The organism is Candidatus Cloacimonas acidaminovorans str. Evry (assembly GCF_000146065.2).
GTDB lineage: Bacteria > Cloacimonadota > Cloacimonadia > Cloacimonadales > Cloacimonadaceae > Cloacimonas > Cloacimonas acidaminivorans.
Window position 1 is genome coordinate 1,431,948 of record NC_020449.1, and the last position, 18,268, is coordinate 1,450,215.

The following is an 18,268-nucleotide window of genomic DNA, read 5'->3' on the forward strand; positions in this document are numbered from 1 at the left end:
TTTTTAACCCTATTTTTACTCTGGCACAGTATGCTAATTGCAACAACTGCAGAATACTATATGAAGGCATTAGGAATTAAACTGGTTGATATAAGTATCCAAATTAGTGAAAATGAACCGGTTATAGAAATAAAAGCCAAATCCCTAAAAGAAACAGCTATATCCCCTCAAATAAACAATATTTATCGGATTGAACATAACGGTTCCTATCAGCCCATAACCTATACCCGGGTTATCCGGCAAAAAAATGTTAATGATAAAGTTATTGTAAACTACAATCATAATAGCTCTCAAGCAACTATGATTCGCTTATCGGATAATAGCACTATCCAATATTCTATAGCTAAAAACAGCCACGATGTCTATTCTTTTCTGGCAGAAATTATAGCTGGAAGAGTGCAAACGGGAAATTATCCTATTGATGCAAACGGTATAAATTGGCAGGCAAAAGTTGTTCAGCTCGCTTCTGAAACAGTTGATACACCGCTTGGTAAATATCCTGCAAGACATTATGAAATTACTTTCCATAATTTAACAGAGAAAAAGATGCCCTATATAGATATGGTAACCTTCAATATGCTGCAGGAAAATAATAAACTGAACCTGTGGGTTTATAACAATCAATACGCCGTGAAAGCAACTTTTAAAAAGAAAGGACTCTCGTCCTGTTGGGAATTGGTAAATATCAAAAAATGAAATTCTTTCGGACTATTTACCCCACTCTTATTTGGTTTTGCCTCATCTGGATTTTATCATCTCTGCCTTCTCAACATATTCCATCCGTAAATATTATCGGTTTTGATAAACTGGAACATATAGGTATTTATGCTATTTTGGGCTGTTTGCTTGGATACTGGCTAATATTTAAGGACTGGAAATTAACAACTGTCATCCTAATTTATGTGTTTCTTTTGTTGCTTGCTGGTTTGGATGAATACCATCAGAATTTTATTCCTGGGCGCGATGTTTCCCTATATGATTTTATGGCAAATTCTACCGGAATCATAATCGGCTTTTTATTTTACCTGCATAAATATGATAGAAGTTGAAAAGCTCTGCGTTTCTCTGAATGATAGAGAAATTTTGGTGGATATCAGTTTCACGCTTGATAATGGCAATAATTTGGTTATTTTGGGTCGTAGCGGTAGCGGAAAAACTGTTTTAATCAAAACCCTGCTGGGCATTTATTTTCCTGTTTCCGGCAGTGTAGTTATTGATGGAATAGATATTCACCGCTCTTCGGAAGACCAAAGGAAAACAACTAAAAAACGCTTTGCGATGGTTTTCCAAAATGCTGCTTTACTTGATTCCTTTACCGTTCTGCAAAATGTTGCTTTGCCACTTTATGAACGCGGAGAAAAAGATACCGCTCTGATTAAAGATAGGGTTCATAAATGCCTGCAAATGGTTGGACTGGAAAATACCGTAAACCTATATCCTGCCCAGCTTAGTGGTGGCATGCGCAAAAGAATTGGCATTGCCAGAGCTTTGGTTTATGAGCCGAATTATATTATTTTTGATGAACCTGTTTCTGGACTGGACCCTATTACTTCCCGAGAAATTATGTATTACATCACCCGCATTGTGGAAACTGCTTCCGCTACTTTGATAACCATAACCCATGAACTGAAAGATATTCAGACAATTGCCAATCAGGTTTTATTTTTGAATGAAGGCAGGGTTATTTTCAACGGAAAAACAAGTGACTTATACCAATCACCTAATCCCCTCGTGCAAGAATATTTACAATGAATATCCACAATAAATCAAAACTCACTCAACTGGCTTTTTACACGGCTTTAGCAGCTTCTATTCATATTGTGGAAGACCTTATAATGCGAATGTTGCCTCTTCCTTTTCTGCGAGTCGGTTTTTCCAATATCGTTATTCTCTATCTTATTTGTCACAATAGAATTGGAGAAGCATTTATAGTTAACATCAGTAAAACCATATTAAGTGGAATTGTTACCCTCACTTTGCTCAGTCCTTCTACTTTGTTATCTTTAACTGCAGGTATTTCTGCCATTATTGTTATGTTTTTAGTGCGTTGTCTGCATTTGGGACTTGGGATTTACGGCATCAGTATTTGTGGAGCTATTGCCCATAATCTTACACAGTTAGCTATGGTTCGTGCCATTTTAATTCACAGTGATAAAGTTTTTGTATTGACACCAATCCTGCTCTCAATTGCCTTGATTAGCGGTAGCATAATTGCTTACTTAACTTTATATATAGACAGGAAAAGCGAAAAAGCCGAAATTAAAGAAAGATGAAAGCCAGCACTAAAGAGAAATTATATAGCGTCCTGAAATATCTGTGGTTTGCCTTTTGCTTCATTACAGGTATTTTTGTAGGCGCTTTATGGTTTTACCACGATAGTTTACCTCCCACCAGTGAACTGAGAAATTATACTCTCCGTTCTGGTTCTGAGGTTTATGACCGAAATGGTAAAATGGTTTATCTTTTTGCCTTTGAAAAACGCAAGCTGGTTTCCCTAAAAGAACTTCCCCAATATCTGATAGATGCTCTAATAATTACGGAAGACAAACATTTCTATCATCATTTCGGAATTGATATTTTAGGTAATATTCGTGCTTTGGCTGTAGATATTGTGCGTCTGGATTTTTCGCAAGGTGCAAGCACTATCACACAACAAATGGCACGCAATATGTTTCTTACTTTAGATAAACGCCTTTCACGCAAGCTGAAGGAAATTATTTTAGCACTAAGAATTGAACGGGAATTTACCAAGGATGAAATCCTGGAGATTTATTTCAATAAAATCTTTTGGGGCGGACAAATTCACGGTGTGGAAACAGCTTCTTTATACTATTTTGGTAAACATGCACGCGACTTAACCTTGGCAGAATCAGCCGCATTAGTGGGAATGATTCAACGTCCCAATTATTATAACCCCGCGAAACACCCCGAAAGATTAATTGAAAGACGGAATATGATTTTAGGAAAGATGCTGAAGGCAAAAAAAATAACCCAGGAAGAATATAATGAGGCAGTCGCTTCCAAAATAACAGGTGACCGTAGTTCTCTGCAACAATATTCTACTGATTATTACATTGAACATATTCGTTTGTATCTGGAACGCAAATATGGCACGGAAAAACTTTTTGAAGGCGGATTAAAGATTTACACTCCAATGGATGTTGACCTTTCCGTTTATGCCGATTCTGTTTTGAATCGCTATCTTTCTAATGTTGAAAAAGGTTATCCTGCTTCTATGCGTTATGACAGTGTTCCTAAAAACAGTGTGGATATCAATACCCGTTATCTGCAAGGTGGTATCCTATTAATGGAAAATAGTACCGGACAGGTTTTAGCGATGCTTGGAGGCAGAAATTTCACGCACAGTAAATTTAACCGCATTACTCAGGCAAAAAGACAACCCGGAAGTGCTATTAAACCAACTTATTATACGGCAGCAATTGAAAAGGGATATACTCCAGCTACAGTTATTAACGATGCACCTATAACTTTAACAGGGGGCAATGGAAAGGATTGGACTCCTCAAAATTTCAGCCGTAAATATTACGGACCTTCAAGAATGCGAACTGCAATCACCTATTCTTACAATGTTTGGGCAGTTAAAACCGTTATGGACCTCGGACTGGATGTTGTTAATGATGCTTTTCGGCGTTTTGGAATTGATGCCAAAGCAGAGGACTATTCAGCTGCTCTTGGCGCTTATGAAGTTACCCCTATCAATCTGATTTCCGCTTTCACAACTTTTCCCAATAACGGTTTCCGCACAAAACCCGTGTTTATTACCAAAGTGGAAGATGTAAATGGAAAAGTTCTGGAACGCAGTAGTACTGCAAAATATGATGTTACCACTCCCCAAGTTGCTTTTATAATGACCTCTTTGCTGCAATCAGTAGTCACTTCCGGAACGGGAGCTGCTGCCAGAAACAATTATTATTGGCAGGCAGCAGGAAAAACAGGAACTTCCAGTGATCATCGTGATGCTTGGTTTATTGGCTTTAACCGTAAATATACTTTAGGCATTTGGAACGGCTTTGATAACAATGCTGCCATTTCTGCCAGTGCAAGTTGTGCTCCTATTTGGGGTCAAATTATGACCAAGGCAATTCGTAACGAAAATAAAGGACGCCTACCTAAAAGTGATGATCCCCGCTATAGTTTTGTAGTTCCGGATAAAATTGTGAAGAGAACTATCAATCCTAAAACCGGTTTTGTTTCGGAATATGGCATTGAAGAATACTTTATTGAGGATAATATTCCGCCTGCTCGTTCCGATACTTTAAGCTATAATTATTATCCCACCCGTTGGGAAAATCCCTAATATGAAGGAAAGTTAAGAGTGTATAACATTCTTTTTTATATTCTCTGTGTGCTTGTTTCAACGGGTTGCATAACCTATCTTGTTTTATGTATCCGTTTCGTGTATGGTTTTAAGCACTATAAACCCGTTTTCAGTTTTAAAAAAAGGACAGTGAGTGTGGTTATTGCTGCCCGTAATGAAGCTAAGAACTTACAGGATTTATTGCTGTGTTTGCTCAATCAGGATTATCCCTCAGAGCTTTTTGAGGTTATATTAGCCGATGATGATTCTGAAGATGAAACCGCGGAGGTAGCAAACAAGTATATTGAAGCAGGTCTAAATTTACATTATTTGAAAATTACGGGACGGGAAAATGTCCTTTCCCCCAAAAAGAAAGCTCTGGAAGATGCTGTTTATACTGCCCAGGGAGAAATTATTCTTTCAACTGATGCAGATTGTATTGTTCCGACTACCTGGATTTCTTCTATGGTCTCTCTCTTTACAGATGATGTTTCTATGGTTGCAGGTTATTCCAGAACTTTGCTTCCCGATTGGAAGAAGGCATCTCTCGTGCAAAAATATGAACATTTGGATTATGCTTTATCCTATATAGCTTTAGCGGGTTGTTATACAATTGGTAAAAGTTGGGCATGTGTAGGACAAAATTTAGCTTACAGACGTTCTGCTTTTTATGATGTAGGGGGCTTTAGTAAAATAAAACATTTGCTTTCAGGGGATGATGTAAATTTACTGCAGTTAATGCGTAATAAGGGTTATAAAATTATTTTCAATTTCTCACCTTCCAGTTTTGTTTATACTCAGCCGATTCAATCCTGGAAACAACTAATCAATAAACGCAGTCGTTGGACTTCCAATATGAAATACCAGCTGAAGTTCAATCCGGAGTTCTATTTTATTCTATTTTCGCTTGCCTGTTTATATTGGGGCGGGTTGATAATGCTGTTTTTTAATTATAAATTAGCTTTGTTTATTTTGGCTTACCGCATTATTATAGAAAACATCATTTTCAATTTTCCCCGTTCGCGTTTTGGAATTACGAAAGAAATAATGAAGTTTTATCCTGTGTGGCTAATTATTCAGAGTTTTTTTCTGGTGTTTACAATGATACTGGGTCAGTTCAATATTTTTGTGTGGCACGGCAAAAGACCCAACAATAAAAGGAATAAAAATGCAAACCGTAATCTTTGATGATGATGCACTATCCAATCTTTATCCTTTAACTTTAAACAGAAGTATTGGAGACCTGCGTTGTGGAATAACTAAATTGCGTCAACGCTTAGAGAGTATTTTTTGCGATTCGGAAGAGACCTGTGTGATTATAGCTGAAAATCTTGTTCCGTTATACCAAGAAAGGCATCCCGATTGGATAATCAATTCTGCCGTAAGAGGAGAAAAACTTTATTTGAATTCCCGGATTGTTATCACTGCTGATGCTGTGGAACAAATACAAAAACTTGATTTCGGTTCCTGTTTATATGCAGGACAGAACATTGTAGCTATAAAGGTGAAGGATACTTCTATTTTTCCTGATGTAGCTAAACTGAAGAAAAAACTCTGCAACATTAAACTCTACAACTGCCTTGCAGATATCATTCAAGATAATTCCAGAATGCTTATGCGGGATTATCATCTCCATTTTTATGATGGCGAAAATTACTTTGAAACCGAACCGGGAGTTACTGTTTTGCATCCTTACAATGTTTGGGTGGGCGAAGGAGCGGAATTTTCACCGGGTGTAATTTTGGATGCTTCGGAAGGACCTGTTGTAATTGATACGGGAGCACGTATAATGGCTAATGCTGTTCTTTGCGGTCCTGTTTATTTAGGTAAAAAATCTCTCGTTAAGATTGGTGCTAAAATTTACGGGGGCACTTCCATCGGACCCGTTTGTAAAGTGGGTGGAGAGGTTGAAGGAACAATTTTTCAGGGTTATAGTAATAAGCAACATGACGGTTTTTTAGGGCATTCCTATATCGGTGAATGGGTAAATATAGGTGCCGATACCAATAATAGTGACCTGAAAAATACTTACAAGACCGTAGCTTATTATTCCTATACCCATAAAGCTAAAATTGACTCCGGAAATCAATTTTTAGGTTGCATAATTGGAGACCACAGCAAAACAGGTATTAATTGCAGTATCAATACCGGAACTGTAATCGGCATTGGGTGTAATCTTTACGGACCGAATTTAATTCGTGATTTTATTCCCGATTTTTCCTGGGGAGAAGCAGAAAAATTAGAAAAATACCGTTTCCAGGAGTTTTGTGAAACGGCAGAAATAGTTAAACAGCGGCGTAATTTAAGCTTCACCGCAACTGAAAAAGAACTGTATAAAAATATATATAATATGAGGATATAATGCCGGACTTTATAGAAGTGATATTTAGAACGGGACGAATTGGCTATTACCAAAATACCAAGGGCTTGAATATTCAACCCGAAGACATTATTGTAGTAGAAGTGGAAAGGGGTGACGATATAGCTCAGGTAATTCATCTGGGCATCAATGAAGAAGAATTGGATGCTCAGGTTTTAACAGGAAAAACATTAAGTATCCGACGCCAGGCAAATTCGGAAGACCTGGAAAAAATGAAAAATCTCAGTTATGAAGAGGATAAAGCCGCTAAGACCTTTCTGGGTGTTCTGGACCATTACCCTTTTGAAATGAAACTGATTGAAACAATTTACCAGTTTGACGGTAATAAATTAACCTTTTTCTTCACTGCAGATGGCAGAATTGATTTTAGAAACTTTGTTCGGGAATTGGCTAATATTTTTAAAACCCGCATTGAACTTCATCAAACAACGGGTAGAGATGAAGCACGTCGTTTAGGTGGTTTTGGAATGTGCGGGAAACAATATTGTTGCGGCAGTTTTTTAAAACGCTTCAATCAGGTTACCATCAAAATGGCTAAAGACCAAAATCTGGCAGGTAATTTAACCAAAATTTCCGGACCTTGCGGGCGTTTGCTTTGCTGTTTAAATTTTGAAGAGGATTTTTATGTGGAAGAAGCCAAGGGTTTTCCTTTAGTTGGCACCTTAGTTACCTATCAGAATACAAAAATGATGGTTTTCCGTCTTAATGTTTTAGCCAAAAAAGTGATGCTTGCCAGTGAGGAAGGTATAATTCAAGAAATTGATTTAGATGAATTTTCCCGTCTTCCGGTTATTAGTGTTCCCATCCTGGAAGAATGCTAACTAATATTTTTTCTTTAATGCCGGAAGACCTGGCAAAAAGCATTATCAGCAGGCAACCCGATTTACCTGAATATAGAATTAAGCAGGTTCTTTCCTGGTTATATAAGTTTTATCTCAATGAACCGGAAAAAATGACTAATCTGCCTGAGGAATTCAGGGCATTTTTAAAGACCAATTATTCCTTCTTTTTACCTGAAATAGAAAGCAAACTGGTGTCCCAAGACGGAGCTGTAAAGTATCGTTTGCTTTTAGAGGATGGCAAAATAATTGAAAGTGTTTTAATTCCTGCAGAGAAGAAGAATACACTTTGCCTTTCTACTCAGGTTGGTTGTGCCCGCAATTGCAAATTTTGTGCTACGGGAAAAATGGGTTTGATCAGAAATTTGGCAACTCAGGAAATTATAGGGCAGGTAATTATAGCCAGTAAAGAACTAAAAAATAGCGGTACGGCAAAGCTTACAAATCTCGTTTTAATGGGAATGGGTGAACCGATGGATAACCTGAAAAATGTTCTTATGGCACTCCAAATTTTGCAAAGCAATGCAGGGTTTTCTTTCAGTCCAAGACGCATAACGGTTTCTACCTGTGGAGTTGTTCCCGGCATTATAGCTCTTGCAGATAGCGGAATTAAAGCCAAACTTGCCCTTTCCCTAACTTCCGCTATTCAGTCCAAACGCCGGAAATTAATGCCTGTAAGCGATCAATATAACCTTATTCAGCTAAAACAGGCATTATTATATTACCTAAGAAAAACTTCCTTTCGCATAACTATTGAATATATCCTCATTCCGAACTTTAATATGGATAGTGAAGACCTTGCCGCTTTAAGAAAATTCACCGGTGACCTGTCCTGTAAAATAAATTTTATCCCTTACAATCCAGGCAGGAATTCCCCCTTTAGAGCTCCTACAGAAACAGAAATTAAGGACTTTATGCAAAGAGCGCAAAAATTGCCCCAGGCAATAACTTTACGCAAAAGCAGAGGAGCAGATATTTTTGGCGCCTGCGGACAACTTACAAAAAATAATCTGGGAGAAAAGAAATGAAAGATATTCCTCACATTGCTAAAGAACTTTTTGGCGACAATCATCCCGCTCAATGTAACGGTGGACATATCATTTGTCTGAACTGTTATCATTGTCATTTAAAATTCCCCGATCAAATTTATGATCCCCATCAGGGTTTGGCTTCCGTGATAGATGCTACAATTCTAAAGGCAGAAACCAAAAAAGAAGAGGTAACAGAACTCTGTAAAACGGCAAATCAATACAAAACTGCTTCCGTTTGTGTTAATTCACATTTTATCCCTTTAGCGAAAGGACTTCTGGAAAAACCGGTTAAAAGTTGCACCGTTATCAATTTTCCCTTGGGAGCATCTTGTCCCCAAGCAATTGTTAATGAGGCAAAAGCGGTTTTGGAAATCGGAGCGGAAGAAGTGGATTTGGTTCAGAACTTAAGTGCTTTTTTAAGTGGTGATTACGATAACGATTTGCAATGTATGCAAGAAGTGGTTAAATTATGTAAGAAGCATAAGGCGTTGCTGAAAGTTATTCTGGAGACCTGCTATCTTACCGAAGAACAAATAATTATCAGTTGCTTGCTGGCAAAAAAAGCAGGAGCGGATTTTGTGAAGACCTCTACCGGCTTTGGAACTGCAGGTGCTACTAAGGAAAATGTCACATTAATGCGTAAAGTTGTAGGACCTAAAATCGGAGTGAAAGCAGCAGGCGGAATTAGAACCAAAGAACAAGCACTGGCAATGCTTTCTGCAGGTGCCAACAGAATCGGAGCTTCCAGTGTGAAGACAATTTTACAGTAAGGATTACACACAATGAAAGTAAATATTGCCGGATTCAATATAGATAAAGAACTTATTGATAAACTGAATAGTCCTTTGGCTACTCCTGAATTGATTTCCGCCTCTTATGCCCGTATCAGCAGAAGCAATAAAAGCATAGAAGAATTAAGAAAAGAAGCAATGAAAGAACTGGAAAAGGCAAGAAAAACCAATACCAATATTATCTTTGCAATGGGTCATAGCTCTGTGGCAGAACATTCGGTATTTAATATTGATCTAATCGGTGTTTCCAGGGCGTTAACAGAATTGATTCAGCGCAGCAGAATTGCTTCCTTCACGGAAAAATCTCAACGCTATGTAACTTTTAGCAAGGATTATGTTGTCCCTGCAGAATTTGCGAATCGTCCCAAACTGAAACAGCCCTACAAGAAACTGATGGACGAACTTTTTGCCGAATATGAATTAAGTTTTAACGCCTTAAATGAACTGTATAAAAAACAGAAACCGGAACTTAAAACCAGGGAAAGGGAATGCCTTGCCAAAGAAGATGCGCGTTACATTTTGCCTCTTTCCACAAAAACCCAAATGGGAATGACAATTAATGCCCGTTCTCTGGAAAATCTCTTGAGGCGTTTAAGTAAAAGTCCCTTAAAAGAAGCGGCTGAACTGAAGGAATTATTATATACAAAGGTTTCAGCAATTGCCCCATCTTTAATTCGTTATATAGATAATGATGACTACACAGGTAAAGTGGACTTGGAAAAGGTTGGTTTTACTGGTTTTCTACAGCAGGAATTGCCTTGGGTGAAAGAACTGGATTTGGAAAATAAAGTGAGGGTTATTAACCTTCCTGCTAATGCTGATGACACTATTTTAGCAAGTATTATCTACCAGCAGGGAGAATTGAACTGGAATGAAACTAAGGAAACGGTTGCCCATTTACCCAGAATAATTAAACAGCAACTCTGGAATCAGGTTTTTAAAGACCTGAAACCCTGGCATAAAGTTCCCCGTGCCTTTGAGACAGTTGATTTCAGCTTTGAACTTACTATGAGCGAAAGTTGCTGGGCTCAATTTAAACGACATCGCTATTGTACTGTTTTGCGTAAAGCGGGAAGTTCTTTAGCAGCAAAAATTCCTCCTGCCATTAAAGCTATTAACAGGGAAAATATATGGACCAAACTGAATAATAAAATTATTAGAATGGGCAGTGCACTTCCCCCCAAATTGGCATATCTAAACCCTTATTTTAGAACTAATGCTTCTATTGTTACCGTTTTTGTGAAAATGAACTTACGGGAAATATATCATTTTGTGCGGTTGAGGAGTGACGAAAATGCCCAATGGGAAATTAGAGAGCTGTCACAATTAATGGCTGCACAAGTTAAAAAAAATGCTCCGCAAGCCGCTTCATTCCTTTGTGGAAAAAGCGAAATGAATAGATAAAAAGGGTTGAGAATAGCGGAAGATTGATGTCCCCATCAACTACCTGTAGGAAAAAGGTTGTGAAGGTTGAGAGAATAAAGAAAGTTGAGAAGGTTTAGATGCCCTTTTGCTCTCCGCTCTTTTCCTTCTGCAAAAAAGCCCAAAGGGCGATACAATCATAGCGATGGTAGCGTAAGCCCCTCGTAAAATGTAAGCCCCGACTTCTTTTTTCTTTTCATCTTCCCATTTTCCAAAAGCTCCAAAGGGCGACACAATCATAGCGATGGTGGCGTTAGCCCCTCGTAAAAAAGTAAGAAACAACCATCTATCTTTTTCCACTGTTCCCCGATATAAATATCCTGAAAATCCCCTTCCTCCCATTCCTTCCAGAGCTAATAAATCTTGATAGTTATTTGCTTGATATATAGTAAATTCTGTAACGACTCCGTAACACTTCCGTAACACTTCCCTTGTCTCGTTACGGAGTTGTTACTTGGTTGTTACTTGATTATAAGAAGATGAAGCAAGCTGAAAAAGATAATAAATTAAAGGCGAAGCACTTAACAGGAGTGCTGTAAACGATAATATACTTCCTTTTTGGTTGATCGGGATTCGGTAGCTCCATAATGAAATAATATTATTATTATATTTTATCTTCCTATTGAAGTAAAAATCATTATTACCTGTCGTTCCTACGGAACTCTCTCTAAAAGAAGGAGATATGTTGTTTTTATTTACTCTTTGCACCGGGTTTCAACCCGGTAATAAAAGATAACCCTACAAACTATTAGCTCTTGTCTCCGCCAATTCCATAAGTAAGAAAGATATTATAGAAAAGTTTCAACCTGACGAAGAAATAATGCTACAAAAGAGAAAAAGTTCCGTAGGAACGACAGATACTAACAACGGGTTTGGAACCCGGTGAAAGGAATGCAGAATAATCATTATCTCTTTTTCCGAAAAAAAGTTCCGGAGGAACGACAGATATTATAGAAGGGCTTCAACCCGGAGAAGAAAAGTCAATTTTTGCTTTTGGTTTGCTGAATTCTAATTCCCCATAAATTATGGACAATTATTTTTCAGAGTTCTGCGAACTTTTTAGCAATTTGGAACTTGCCAACCCATTTTTCCTCAACTGCATTATTTATGTTTAAGTAGATAATATTTTCTTTGTAGGCACAAAAATTTTTCTTGTCTTTTTTCAGGATTGTAAATAGTAGGTATCGGAAGAGAAATATAGAAGCGAAGGAACGGTGATCTCTGGCTAATTTTTTTCGGAAGAACGACATCCTGTTGTTCCTCTTACAAGCCAGTTCTTGCGTTATTGTAAGCTTTTCGGCAAGAAGAAAAAGCGAAAACGCTGGTTGACGAGGAACTCAACCTTCCGGATAAAAAAAGTTGGAGATAGTAGTTGCCTACATACATTACAGTCCAGTTGAAAATTATAATATAAAATAAAATATAAAGGAAACAAAAAATGGAACTCTCTAAGCGAGCCCGAGAAATTCAGGCATCACCCATCCGTAAATTAAATCCCTATGCCAATTCCGCGAAAAAAAGGGGAATTAAGGTTTATCATCTGAATATTGGTCAGCCCGATTTGCCCACCCCAAAAGAAATGTTAAAGGCATATCACGAATTTTCAGATGAGGTTTTGGAATACGGACCTTCCCAAGGTCTGGATATTTATCGTGAGGGTTTAGTTAAATATTACGGAAATTTAGGTATTGAATTAAAGGTAGATGATATTATTGTAACAACCGGCGGTAGCGAAGCAATAACTTTCGCGATGATGGTTGTTTGCGAAGTTGGAGACGAAATTATTGTTCCTGAACCGTTTTATACAAACTATAACGGTTTTGCTACAATGGCAGGGATAACTTTGATACCTTTAACAACTTATGCAGAAAATGGTTTTGCCTTACCTGGGAACTCGGTAATAGAAGCAAAAATCAGTCCCAAAACCAAAGCCATAATGCTTTGCAATCCGGGAAATCCAACAGGAACTGTATACAGTAGAGAAGAAATTTTTCGCATTGCTGATTTGGCAAAACGCAAAGGTCTCTATTTCATTTCTGACGAGGTCTACCGGGAGTTTATTTATGATGGATTAAGCCATACCAGCGTTCTTGAAGTTCCCGATTTTGAAGAAAACGCTATTTTAGTGGATAGTGTTTCCAAACGCTACAGTGCTTGTGGAGCCAGAATTGGTTGTATTGTAAGCAAAAACAAGGAAATAATGTCCTCGGTATTAAAGTTTGCTCAGGCGCGTTTATGCCCTCCAACCGTGGATCAATTAGTGGCAAATGCCGGAATTTATTTACCGGAAACATATTTTGAACAGTTAAAAGTAGAATATCAATCCCGGCGTGATTTGGTATTAAGTGAGCTGGAAAAAATTCCTGGTGTTATTTGTAAAAAACCGGAAGGAGCTTTTTATGTGTTTGCCAAGCTACCTATTGAGGATGCAGAGGACTTTATTATCTGGATGCTGAAGGAATTTCAGATTGATAATGAAACGGTTATGGCTGCTCCGGGTGACGGATTTTATGCTACACCTGGTTTAGGGAAAAATGAACTTCGCCTGGCTTATATTCTTTGTAAAGAAGACCTGAAAAAAGCAATGTACATTTTTCAAAACGGACTTGCCGAATATCAGAAATTGCATATAGGAAAAGCAAGTTCATAATATTAAAGGGAAAAAATGAAGAAAATGGAAGGGGATTTTCAGGATACCAAAGCAAAAAGGGAACTGATAAATCCCGATAAAGGAGAAATGAAAGGACAATAGTATGAAAACGAAACGAAAAATCTCTCCCTACCTCTATATTCTGCCGGCTCTATTTTTGCTGGTTGCTTTTCGTTTAATACCAATCATAATGAGCTTTGTAATCAGCTTTTTTGACTGGTCAATTACAGGCACAGGCAAATTCATCGGCTTGCTTAATTATGCTAATATGTTGAAAGATAGCGTTTTTTGGCAATCAATGGGCAATACATTCTGGCTGGTGATTTTTGTAGTTCCCTTAAGCATTATTTTTTCTCTGCTTTTTGCGGTGCTGTTAAACAATATTAAAGCTGTTAAAGGACTTTTCCGCACGATTTATTTTATGCCCTATGTAACTTCCCTGGTAGCTGTTTCCATCGTCTGGAAATTGATGTTCAATGAGCAAACCGGCTTAATAAATACCTTAATTGGTTATATTGGAATTTCACCTCAAAAATGGTTATCCGAATCCAGAGGTATATTTGAAATGCTGTTTGCCAGGGCAGGAACTTCTTTTCCCCGCTTTTTAGGGGGACCTTCCCAAGCGCTTTTTGCAATTATTATTATGACTGTTTGGAAGGGCTTGGGTTATAATACAATTATTTACCTTTCTGGTTTGCAAAACATTTCCAAGGTCTATTATGAGGCAGCTGAAATTGATGGCGCTAGTAAAATCAAACAATTTTTCAAAATAACTCTGCCTCTGGTCTCCCCTACTACTTTTTATGTGCTGATTATGACAACGATTGTAACTTTCCAGACCTTTTCCCAGGTCTATTTAATGACGGATAAGGGCGGACCACTAAATACTACCAAACTGATAGTATATTATATTTATGAAAAGGGATTTGACACTTTGGAAATGGGTTATGCCAGTGCTGTTGCCTTAGTTCTTTTCATCATTATCCTTGCATTAACCATCTATCAAAGACGGTTGGAAAAATATGTTAATTATTAAGGAAGGAGGAAGGAAATGCCGGAAAAGATTCGTATGACCATCATATACACAGTTCTTACTATTTGTGGACTGGCTATGATTATCCCTTTCATCTGGATGCTTTCCACTTCTTTAATGACACAATCCGAATTCAATAAACAGGAAAGCACTTTTATTCCCAAGGAATCATATTATGTTTGGGACAATGGAACGCAAAAGCAAAAAATTATTCTGGTGCAGGAAAAAGGCAATACCAGCATCATTCATATCTTGAATAAAGAAGATAAAATAATTGAGGAATATAAGGAAGTCCCCAGTTCCCAAATAAAAATGATTAAGAAAGTTCCCAGTTTTCACTGGCAGAATTATGTTACGGCATTTAACAAAGTTCCTTTTATTATCTACTTTAAAAATACACTGGTAGTTAGTTTCTTAACTTTAATCGGAGTGCTGATTACTTCTACCCTTGCTGCTTATGCTTTTGCCCGAATGGAATTTTTGGGAAGGGACTTTTTATTCTATCTGTTTTTAAGTATGATGATGGTTCCGGAACCCATCTATCTGGTTTCTTCCTATGTTTTGCTGGATAAAATCAGTTGGCTGGATACCTATCAAGCACTTATAGTCCCTTGGTGTGTAAATATTTTTACTATTTTCCTCTTCCGTCAGCATTTCAAATCGCTCCCCCAGGAACTTTTTGATGCTGCTGCTATTGACGGCTGCAGTACTTTTGGAATGCTCTGGAGAATTATGCTTCCTCTTTCCAAATCGGTTATAGCTACCGCTTCCATTTTTTCTTTAATCGGAAGCTGGAACAGTTTTATGTGGCCACTGGTAATGACTAACCGTCCGGAATTAAGGGTCTTGCAAGTTGGGCTTAGCTACTTTAATCAGGAAGCATCAACGCAAACAACACTTTTAATGGCTGCTTCAACCTTCAGCATTGTCCCCATATTGATTCTGTTCTTTATGGCACAAAAACAAATTATAGCCAGCTATGCTAAAGCAGGATTAAAGGATTAAAAGGAGAAAAAAGTGGATGCCAAAGAAATAAGAAAAAAAGCACAATTACAGAAAGCCAAACAGGCACAAAAAATACCTCCTGCCTATCAAAAACCAGTTCCTCGTCTTCTTTTTGAGGATGAAACAATGCGCCCCCAAAATATTGTGCCGGTAAAATTGAACCGTTGGATAGCTTTCGGGGTCTTTCTTGTCGTTTTAATTGTTTATATGTGTACTCAAGCACGCACTATGAGCTTTTGGGATAGCGGAGAATATGCAACCTGCATTAGCATTTTAGGAGTTCCCCATCCACCAGGAAATCCTTTTTACATTCTTTTAGGTAGAGCGATAGTTGCCATTTTTGGTTGGGCTGTTCCCCATGGAATGATTGCTGCCTTCATTTCTGCCCTCTTTAGCGCTCTGGCAGTAATGTTTACTTACTTAATCACTATCCAACTTACCAGTATGCTGAAAATTAAACCTTGGGAAGCAATTTTTGCCGGAATTATTGCCTCATTTTACACTGCTTTTTCTTTCACTTTCTGGATGAATGCTGTTGAGGCGGAGGTCTATTCTGGGTTGGTTTTTTTTGTGAATTTAATCATCTGGCTCACTTTAATCTGGGTGCAAAAAAGCCGAGATTTTTCTCACCAGAATATTCTGCTCTTAATTGCCTATCTCTTTTTCCTGGGCTTCTGTGTTCATCAGACAGCTTTACAAATAGCTCCCGCAATGCTGTTTATTGTTTGCTATCCTCTACTAAGACAAGGAATTAAAAGTGGCAGTTTTTTCCCCAAACTCGTCGTCTATTCTATTTTTTTACTGGTGGGTTATTTCCTCTTCGGTGTGATAGGTAAACAGGTGCAGATAGATGATTTGGACAAAATGGGTTTTGCTCTTGTCGCTTTCATTATTATATTTATAGAATTAAGAAAAGTGCTTGACCGCCGGATTTGGCTTTTGGGTATTGCTTTAGTTTTAGTTGGGCTTTCTTCCCATATTTATTTAATGGTGCGAGCTGCAGACAGACCTTTCATCAATGAAGGCAATCCCAGCAACTGGAAAATGTTTCAGGAATATGTTTTAAGAAAACAATACGGTAATACGAGTTTTGTGCAAAGGCGGGGAAATTTCTTTAAAGACCAGTTAAATTATCACTTTTTACGCTATTTTGGAATGCAATGGTTAAATGAGCCATTTTTCACAAAACCCTTAGGTGTAACTTCCGCTCTGTTGAAACCCATAGCTAATATTTTTATTGCCTTTTTGGGTGTAGCGGGAGCAATGTTACAATTTCGCAAAAATAAACACAGTTTTTGGTATTTCTTCTCGGTAATCTTAATTACTACAGTAGTAATGGTTTTTGTAATGAATCTTTCCGATGCCGAAGTTCGTGATCGTGATTACTTTTTTGTAGTTGCCTATAATATGTGGGCAATCTGGATGGGAATAGGAGCTTTGGCATTAGTTACACTGTGGAAAAGTAAACCTGTAAGAGTTGTTTTATTAATTTTTATGTGCCTTTTGCCCGTTAGCAATTTGATCTCTCAATATCGGGTTCACGATCGTTCTCAGGAATTTATCGCTCTGGATTATGGATTGAATTTCCTTAATTCGGTGGAAGAAAATGCCATCATTTTCACCAATGGAGATAATGACACTTTTCCTCTCTGGTATGCACAAGCGGTTGAAGACCCTTATTCCAAAGAGAATATCTACCATGCCAGAGATGTTTATCCTACAAAGGAAAGTAAAGAAGCAATCGCTAAGGCAATGGAATATAAAAATAAATGCCTGAAGGGTATCCGGAAAGATGTTTCCGTTGCCAATCTTTCCCTTTTAAACACCAGCTGGTATATCAGACAACTTAGAGACCAAGAAGGAATTCTGTTTAATATTCCTGATGACCAGTTAGATGAATTGGAACCAAGAAGAATTGAAAAACCGTTGGTTATTCTGGGACCACCGGATAATCCTTCAATGGGTTTTACAATGGATATACCTCCTACTGCCGAATGGAGAACAAATGAACCTTTCTATCGTGTTTCCGACCTTGCCGTGATGCAAATTGTGAAAGATAATTATGGCAAACGACCTATTTATTTTGCCGTAACCTGCGAAAGCTATGTTAATTTTAATGATTATGTTCGTAATGAAGGTATGGTTGGTAGAATTGTTTCCACTCCCAAAGAAGAACAAATAGACCCGGAACGCTTGTTACATAATATTGATGTGGTTTATAACTACCGCTCCATAGAAGACCCAAGGGTATATAAAGATGATAATATGAGACGACTCGTAATGAATTACGGTTCCGGTTTTGTGCGTGCCGCCAATTATTATATAGATACCGGAAATTATCCTAAGGCCTTGGAATATATTAATAAAGCAAAGAAATTTGTGGATGATGAAATAAAATTGACCGAATTCTATACCAACTATTACAGCAAAACAGGACAGTGGAACAAACTGGATGAATTTATCAATCGCCATCTCGTTACTCATCCCGATGGCTGGAAGATTTATTTAAGGTTTATTATTATGCATTTGGTAGATTATTATCCCGATAAAATCATCACTTACATCAAAAAAGGGTTCCTGCTTTTCCCTGAGCAGGAATATTTTGCCCAATTTGCTGTCAGTTATGCTCAAGAATATAAAGAATACGATGTAATTCATAAACTTCTGGAGGAAGTAGCTCCTAAACTTCAATATGATATAAGTGGATATCAATCTGACCTGGAAATGCTCTCTAAACAAAAAATAAGTGAATAAATGTAGAACGAATTAAGTCAGGAGTCGTCACTGCCGAAATAACTT

General features: G+C 37.7%; 16 protein-coding genes. 15 read left to right on the plus strand and 1 reads right to left on the minus strand.

The genetic code is table 11. The features are described 5' to 3' along the window. Positions 1-30: 30 nt before the first annotated feature. Genes CLOAM_RS05835 through thyX form a run of 11 tightly spaced genes read left to right on the plus strand, consistent with a single transcriptional unit; the run spans position 31 to position 10,763 of the window. A complete protein-coding gene (locus CLOAM_RS05835; RefSeq protein WP_015424952.1) occupies positions 31-696 on the plus strand; it encodes a DUF3108 domain-containing protein in 666 nt (221 codons plus the stop codon). Next, positions 693-1,049 (plus strand): VanZ family protein, encoded by a 357-nt coding sequence (locus CLOAM_RS05840; RefSeq protein ID WP_044279238.1) that lies wholly within the window; start codon positions 693-695, stop codon positions 1,047-1,049. The genes CLOAM_RS05835 and CLOAM_RS05840 overlap by 4 nt, the downstream gene beginning before the upstream one ends. Continuing rightward, on the plus strand, positions 1,036-1,752 hold the full coding sequence (locus tag CLOAM_RS05845) for an ABC transporter ATP-binding protein (RefSeq protein WP_015424954.1): 717 nt from the start codon (positions 1,036-1,038) through the stop codon (positions 1,750-1,752). Before CLOAM_RS05840 ends, CLOAM_RS05845 begins: the two co-directional genes overlap by 14 nt. Next, entirely contained in the window at positions 1,749-2,273 is a 525-nt protein-coding gene (locus CLOAM_RS05850; protein ID WP_015424955.1) for a Gx transporter family protein, read from the plus strand. The genes CLOAM_RS05845 and CLOAM_RS05850 overlap by 4 nt, the downstream gene beginning before the upstream one ends. Beyond that, entirely contained in the window at positions 2,270-4,318 is a 2,049-nt protein-coding gene (locus CLOAM_RS05855) for a penicillin-binding protein 1A (RefSeq protein ID WP_015424956.1), read from the plus strand. The genes CLOAM_RS05850 and CLOAM_RS05855 overlap by 4 nt, the downstream gene beginning before the upstream one ends. A gap of 18 nt (positions 4,319-4,336) precedes the next feature. Continuing rightward, on the plus strand, positions 4,337-5,506 hold the full coding sequence (locus CLOAM_RS05860; RefSeq protein ID WP_015424957.1) for a glycosyltransferase: 1,170 nt from the start codon (positions 4,337-4,339) through the stop codon (positions 5,504-5,506). Further along, positions 5,487-6,680: a putative sugar nucleotidyl transferase gene (locus tag CLOAM_RS05865; RefSeq protein WP_044278998.1), complete on the plus strand. Its 1,194-nt coding sequence runs from the start codon at positions 5,487-5,489 to the stop codon at positions 6,678-6,680. Before CLOAM_RS05860 ends, CLOAM_RS05865 begins: the two co-directional genes overlap by 20 nt. After that, complete coding sequence (locus CLOAM_RS05870) at positions 6,680-7,519, plus strand: PSP1 domain-containing protein (RefSeq protein WP_015424959.1); 840 nt, start codon at positions 6,680-6,682, stop codon at positions 7,517-7,519. The genes CLOAM_RS05865 and CLOAM_RS05870 overlap by 1 nt, the downstream gene beginning before the upstream one ends. Then, a complete protein-coding gene (rlmN, locus tag CLOAM_RS05875) occupies positions 7,513-8,565 on the plus strand; it encodes a 23S rRNA (adenine(2503)-C(2))-methyltransferase RlmN (protein WP_015424960.1) in 1,053 nt (350 codons plus the stop codon). Before CLOAM_RS05870 ends, rlmN begins: the two co-directional genes overlap by 7 nt. Beyond that, positions 8,562-9,338, plus strand: coding sequence for a deoxyribose-phosphate aldolase (gene deoC, locus CLOAM_RS05880; protein WP_015424961.1), 777 nt, complete (start codon positions 8,562-8,564; stop codon positions 9,336-9,338). The genes rlmN and deoC overlap by 4 nt, the downstream gene beginning before the upstream one ends. Before the next feature lie 12 nt (positions 9,339-9,350). Continuing rightward, the gene (gene thyX, locus CLOAM_RS05885; RefSeq protein WP_015424962.1) at positions 9,351-10,763 is read left to right on the plus strand and encodes an FAD-dependent thymidylate synthase; all 1,413 of its coding nucleotides are present in this window, start codon (positions 9,351-9,353) and stop codon (positions 10,761-10,763) included. A 39-nt stretch (positions 10,764-10,802) separates the two neighbouring features. On the opposite strand, the gene CLOAM_RS09970 is transcribed toward thyX, so the two are convergent. Next, the gene (locus CLOAM_RS09970) at positions 10,803-11,207 is read right to left on the minus strand and encodes a hypothetical protein (RefSeq protein WP_157860013.1); all 405 of its coding nucleotides are present in this window, start codon (positions 11,205-11,207) and stop codon (positions 10,803-10,805) included. 1,012 nt (positions 11,208-12,219) lie between these two features. Between CLOAM_RS09970 and CLOAM_RS05900 the strand changes: the two genes are divergently transcribed. From CLOAM_RS05900 to CLOAM_RS05915, 4 genes are all read left to right on the plus strand, one after another. Beyond that, the gene (locus CLOAM_RS05900) at positions 12,220-13,431 is read left to right on the plus strand and encodes a pyridoxal phosphate-dependent aminotransferase (protein WP_015424963.1); all 1,212 of its coding nucleotides are present in this window, start codon (positions 12,220-12,222) and stop codon (positions 13,429-13,431) included. Positions 13,432-13,534: 103 nt separating this feature from the next. Next, complete coding sequence (locus tag CLOAM_RS05905) at positions 13,535-14,467, plus strand: carbohydrate ABC transporter permease (RefSeq protein WP_015424965.1); 933 nt, start codon at positions 13,535-13,537, stop codon at positions 14,465-14,467. A gap of 15 nt (positions 14,468-14,482) precedes the next feature. Further along, positions 14,483-15,469 (plus strand): carbohydrate ABC transporter permease, encoded by a 987-nt coding sequence (locus CLOAM_RS05910; RefSeq protein ID WP_015424966.1) that lies wholly within the window; start codon positions 14,483-14,485, stop codon positions 15,467-15,469. Positions 15,470-15,481: 12 nt separating this feature from the next. Continuing rightward, positions 15,482-18,223: a protein O-mannosyl-transferase family gene (locus tag CLOAM_RS05915; protein WP_015424967.1), complete on the plus strand. Its 2,742-nt coding sequence runs from the start codon at positions 15,482-15,484 to the stop codon at positions 18,221-18,223. Positions 18,224-18,268 lie beyond the last annotated feature (45 nt).

Excerpts from the sequence above, each read along its gene's own strand:
- CLOAM_RS05835 (WP_015424952.1), top strand. The coding sequence starts at position 31 with ATGCTAATTGCAACAACTGCAGAATACTATATGAAGGCATTAGGAATT.
- CLOAM_RS05840 (WP_044279238.1), top strand. The coding sequence starts at position 693 with ATGAAATTCTTTCGGACTATTTACCCCACTCTTATTTGGTTTTGCCTC.
- CLOAM_RS05845 (WP_015424954.1), top strand. The coding sequence starts at position 1,036 with ATGATAGAAGTTGAAAAGCTCTGCGTTTCTCTGAATGATAGAGAAATT.
- CLOAM_RS05850 (WP_015424955.1), top strand. The coding sequence starts at position 1,749 with ATGAATATCCACAATAAATCAAAACTCACTCAACTGGCTTTTTACACG.
- CLOAM_RS05855 (WP_015424956.1), top strand. The coding sequence starts at position 2,270 with ATGAAAGCCAGCACTAAAGAGAAATTATATAGCGTCCTGAAATATCTG.
- CLOAM_RS05865 (WP_044278998.1), top strand. The coding sequence starts at position 5,487 with ATGCAAACCGTAATCTTTGATGATGATGCACTATCCAATCTTTATCCT.
- CLOAM_RS05870 (WP_015424959.1), top strand. The coding sequence starts at position 6,680 with ATGCCGGACTTTATAGAAGTGATATTTAGAACGGGACGAATTGGCTAT.
- rlmN (WP_015424960.1), top strand. The coding sequence starts at position 7,513 with ATGCTAACTAATATTTTTTCTTTAATGCCGGAAGACCTGGCAAAAAGC.
- deoC (WP_015424961.1), top strand. The coding sequence starts at position 8,562 with ATGAAAGATATTCCTCACATTGCTAAAGAACTTTTTGGCGACAATCAT.
- thyX (WP_015424962.1), top strand. The coding sequence starts at position 9,351 with ATGAAAGTAAATATTGCCGGATTCAATATAGATAAAGAACTTATTGAT.
- CLOAM_RS05900 (WP_015424963.1), top strand. The coding sequence starts at position 12,220 with ATGGAACTCTCTAAGCGAGCCCGAGAAATTCAGGCATCACCCATCCGT.
- CLOAM_RS05905 (WP_015424965.1), top strand. The coding sequence starts at position 13,535 with ATGAAAACGAAACGAAAAATCTCTCCCTACCTCTATATTCTGCCGGCT.
- CLOAM_RS05910 (WP_015424966.1), top strand. The coding sequence starts at position 14,483 with ATGCCGGAAAAGATTCGTATGACCATCATATACACAGTTCTTACTATT.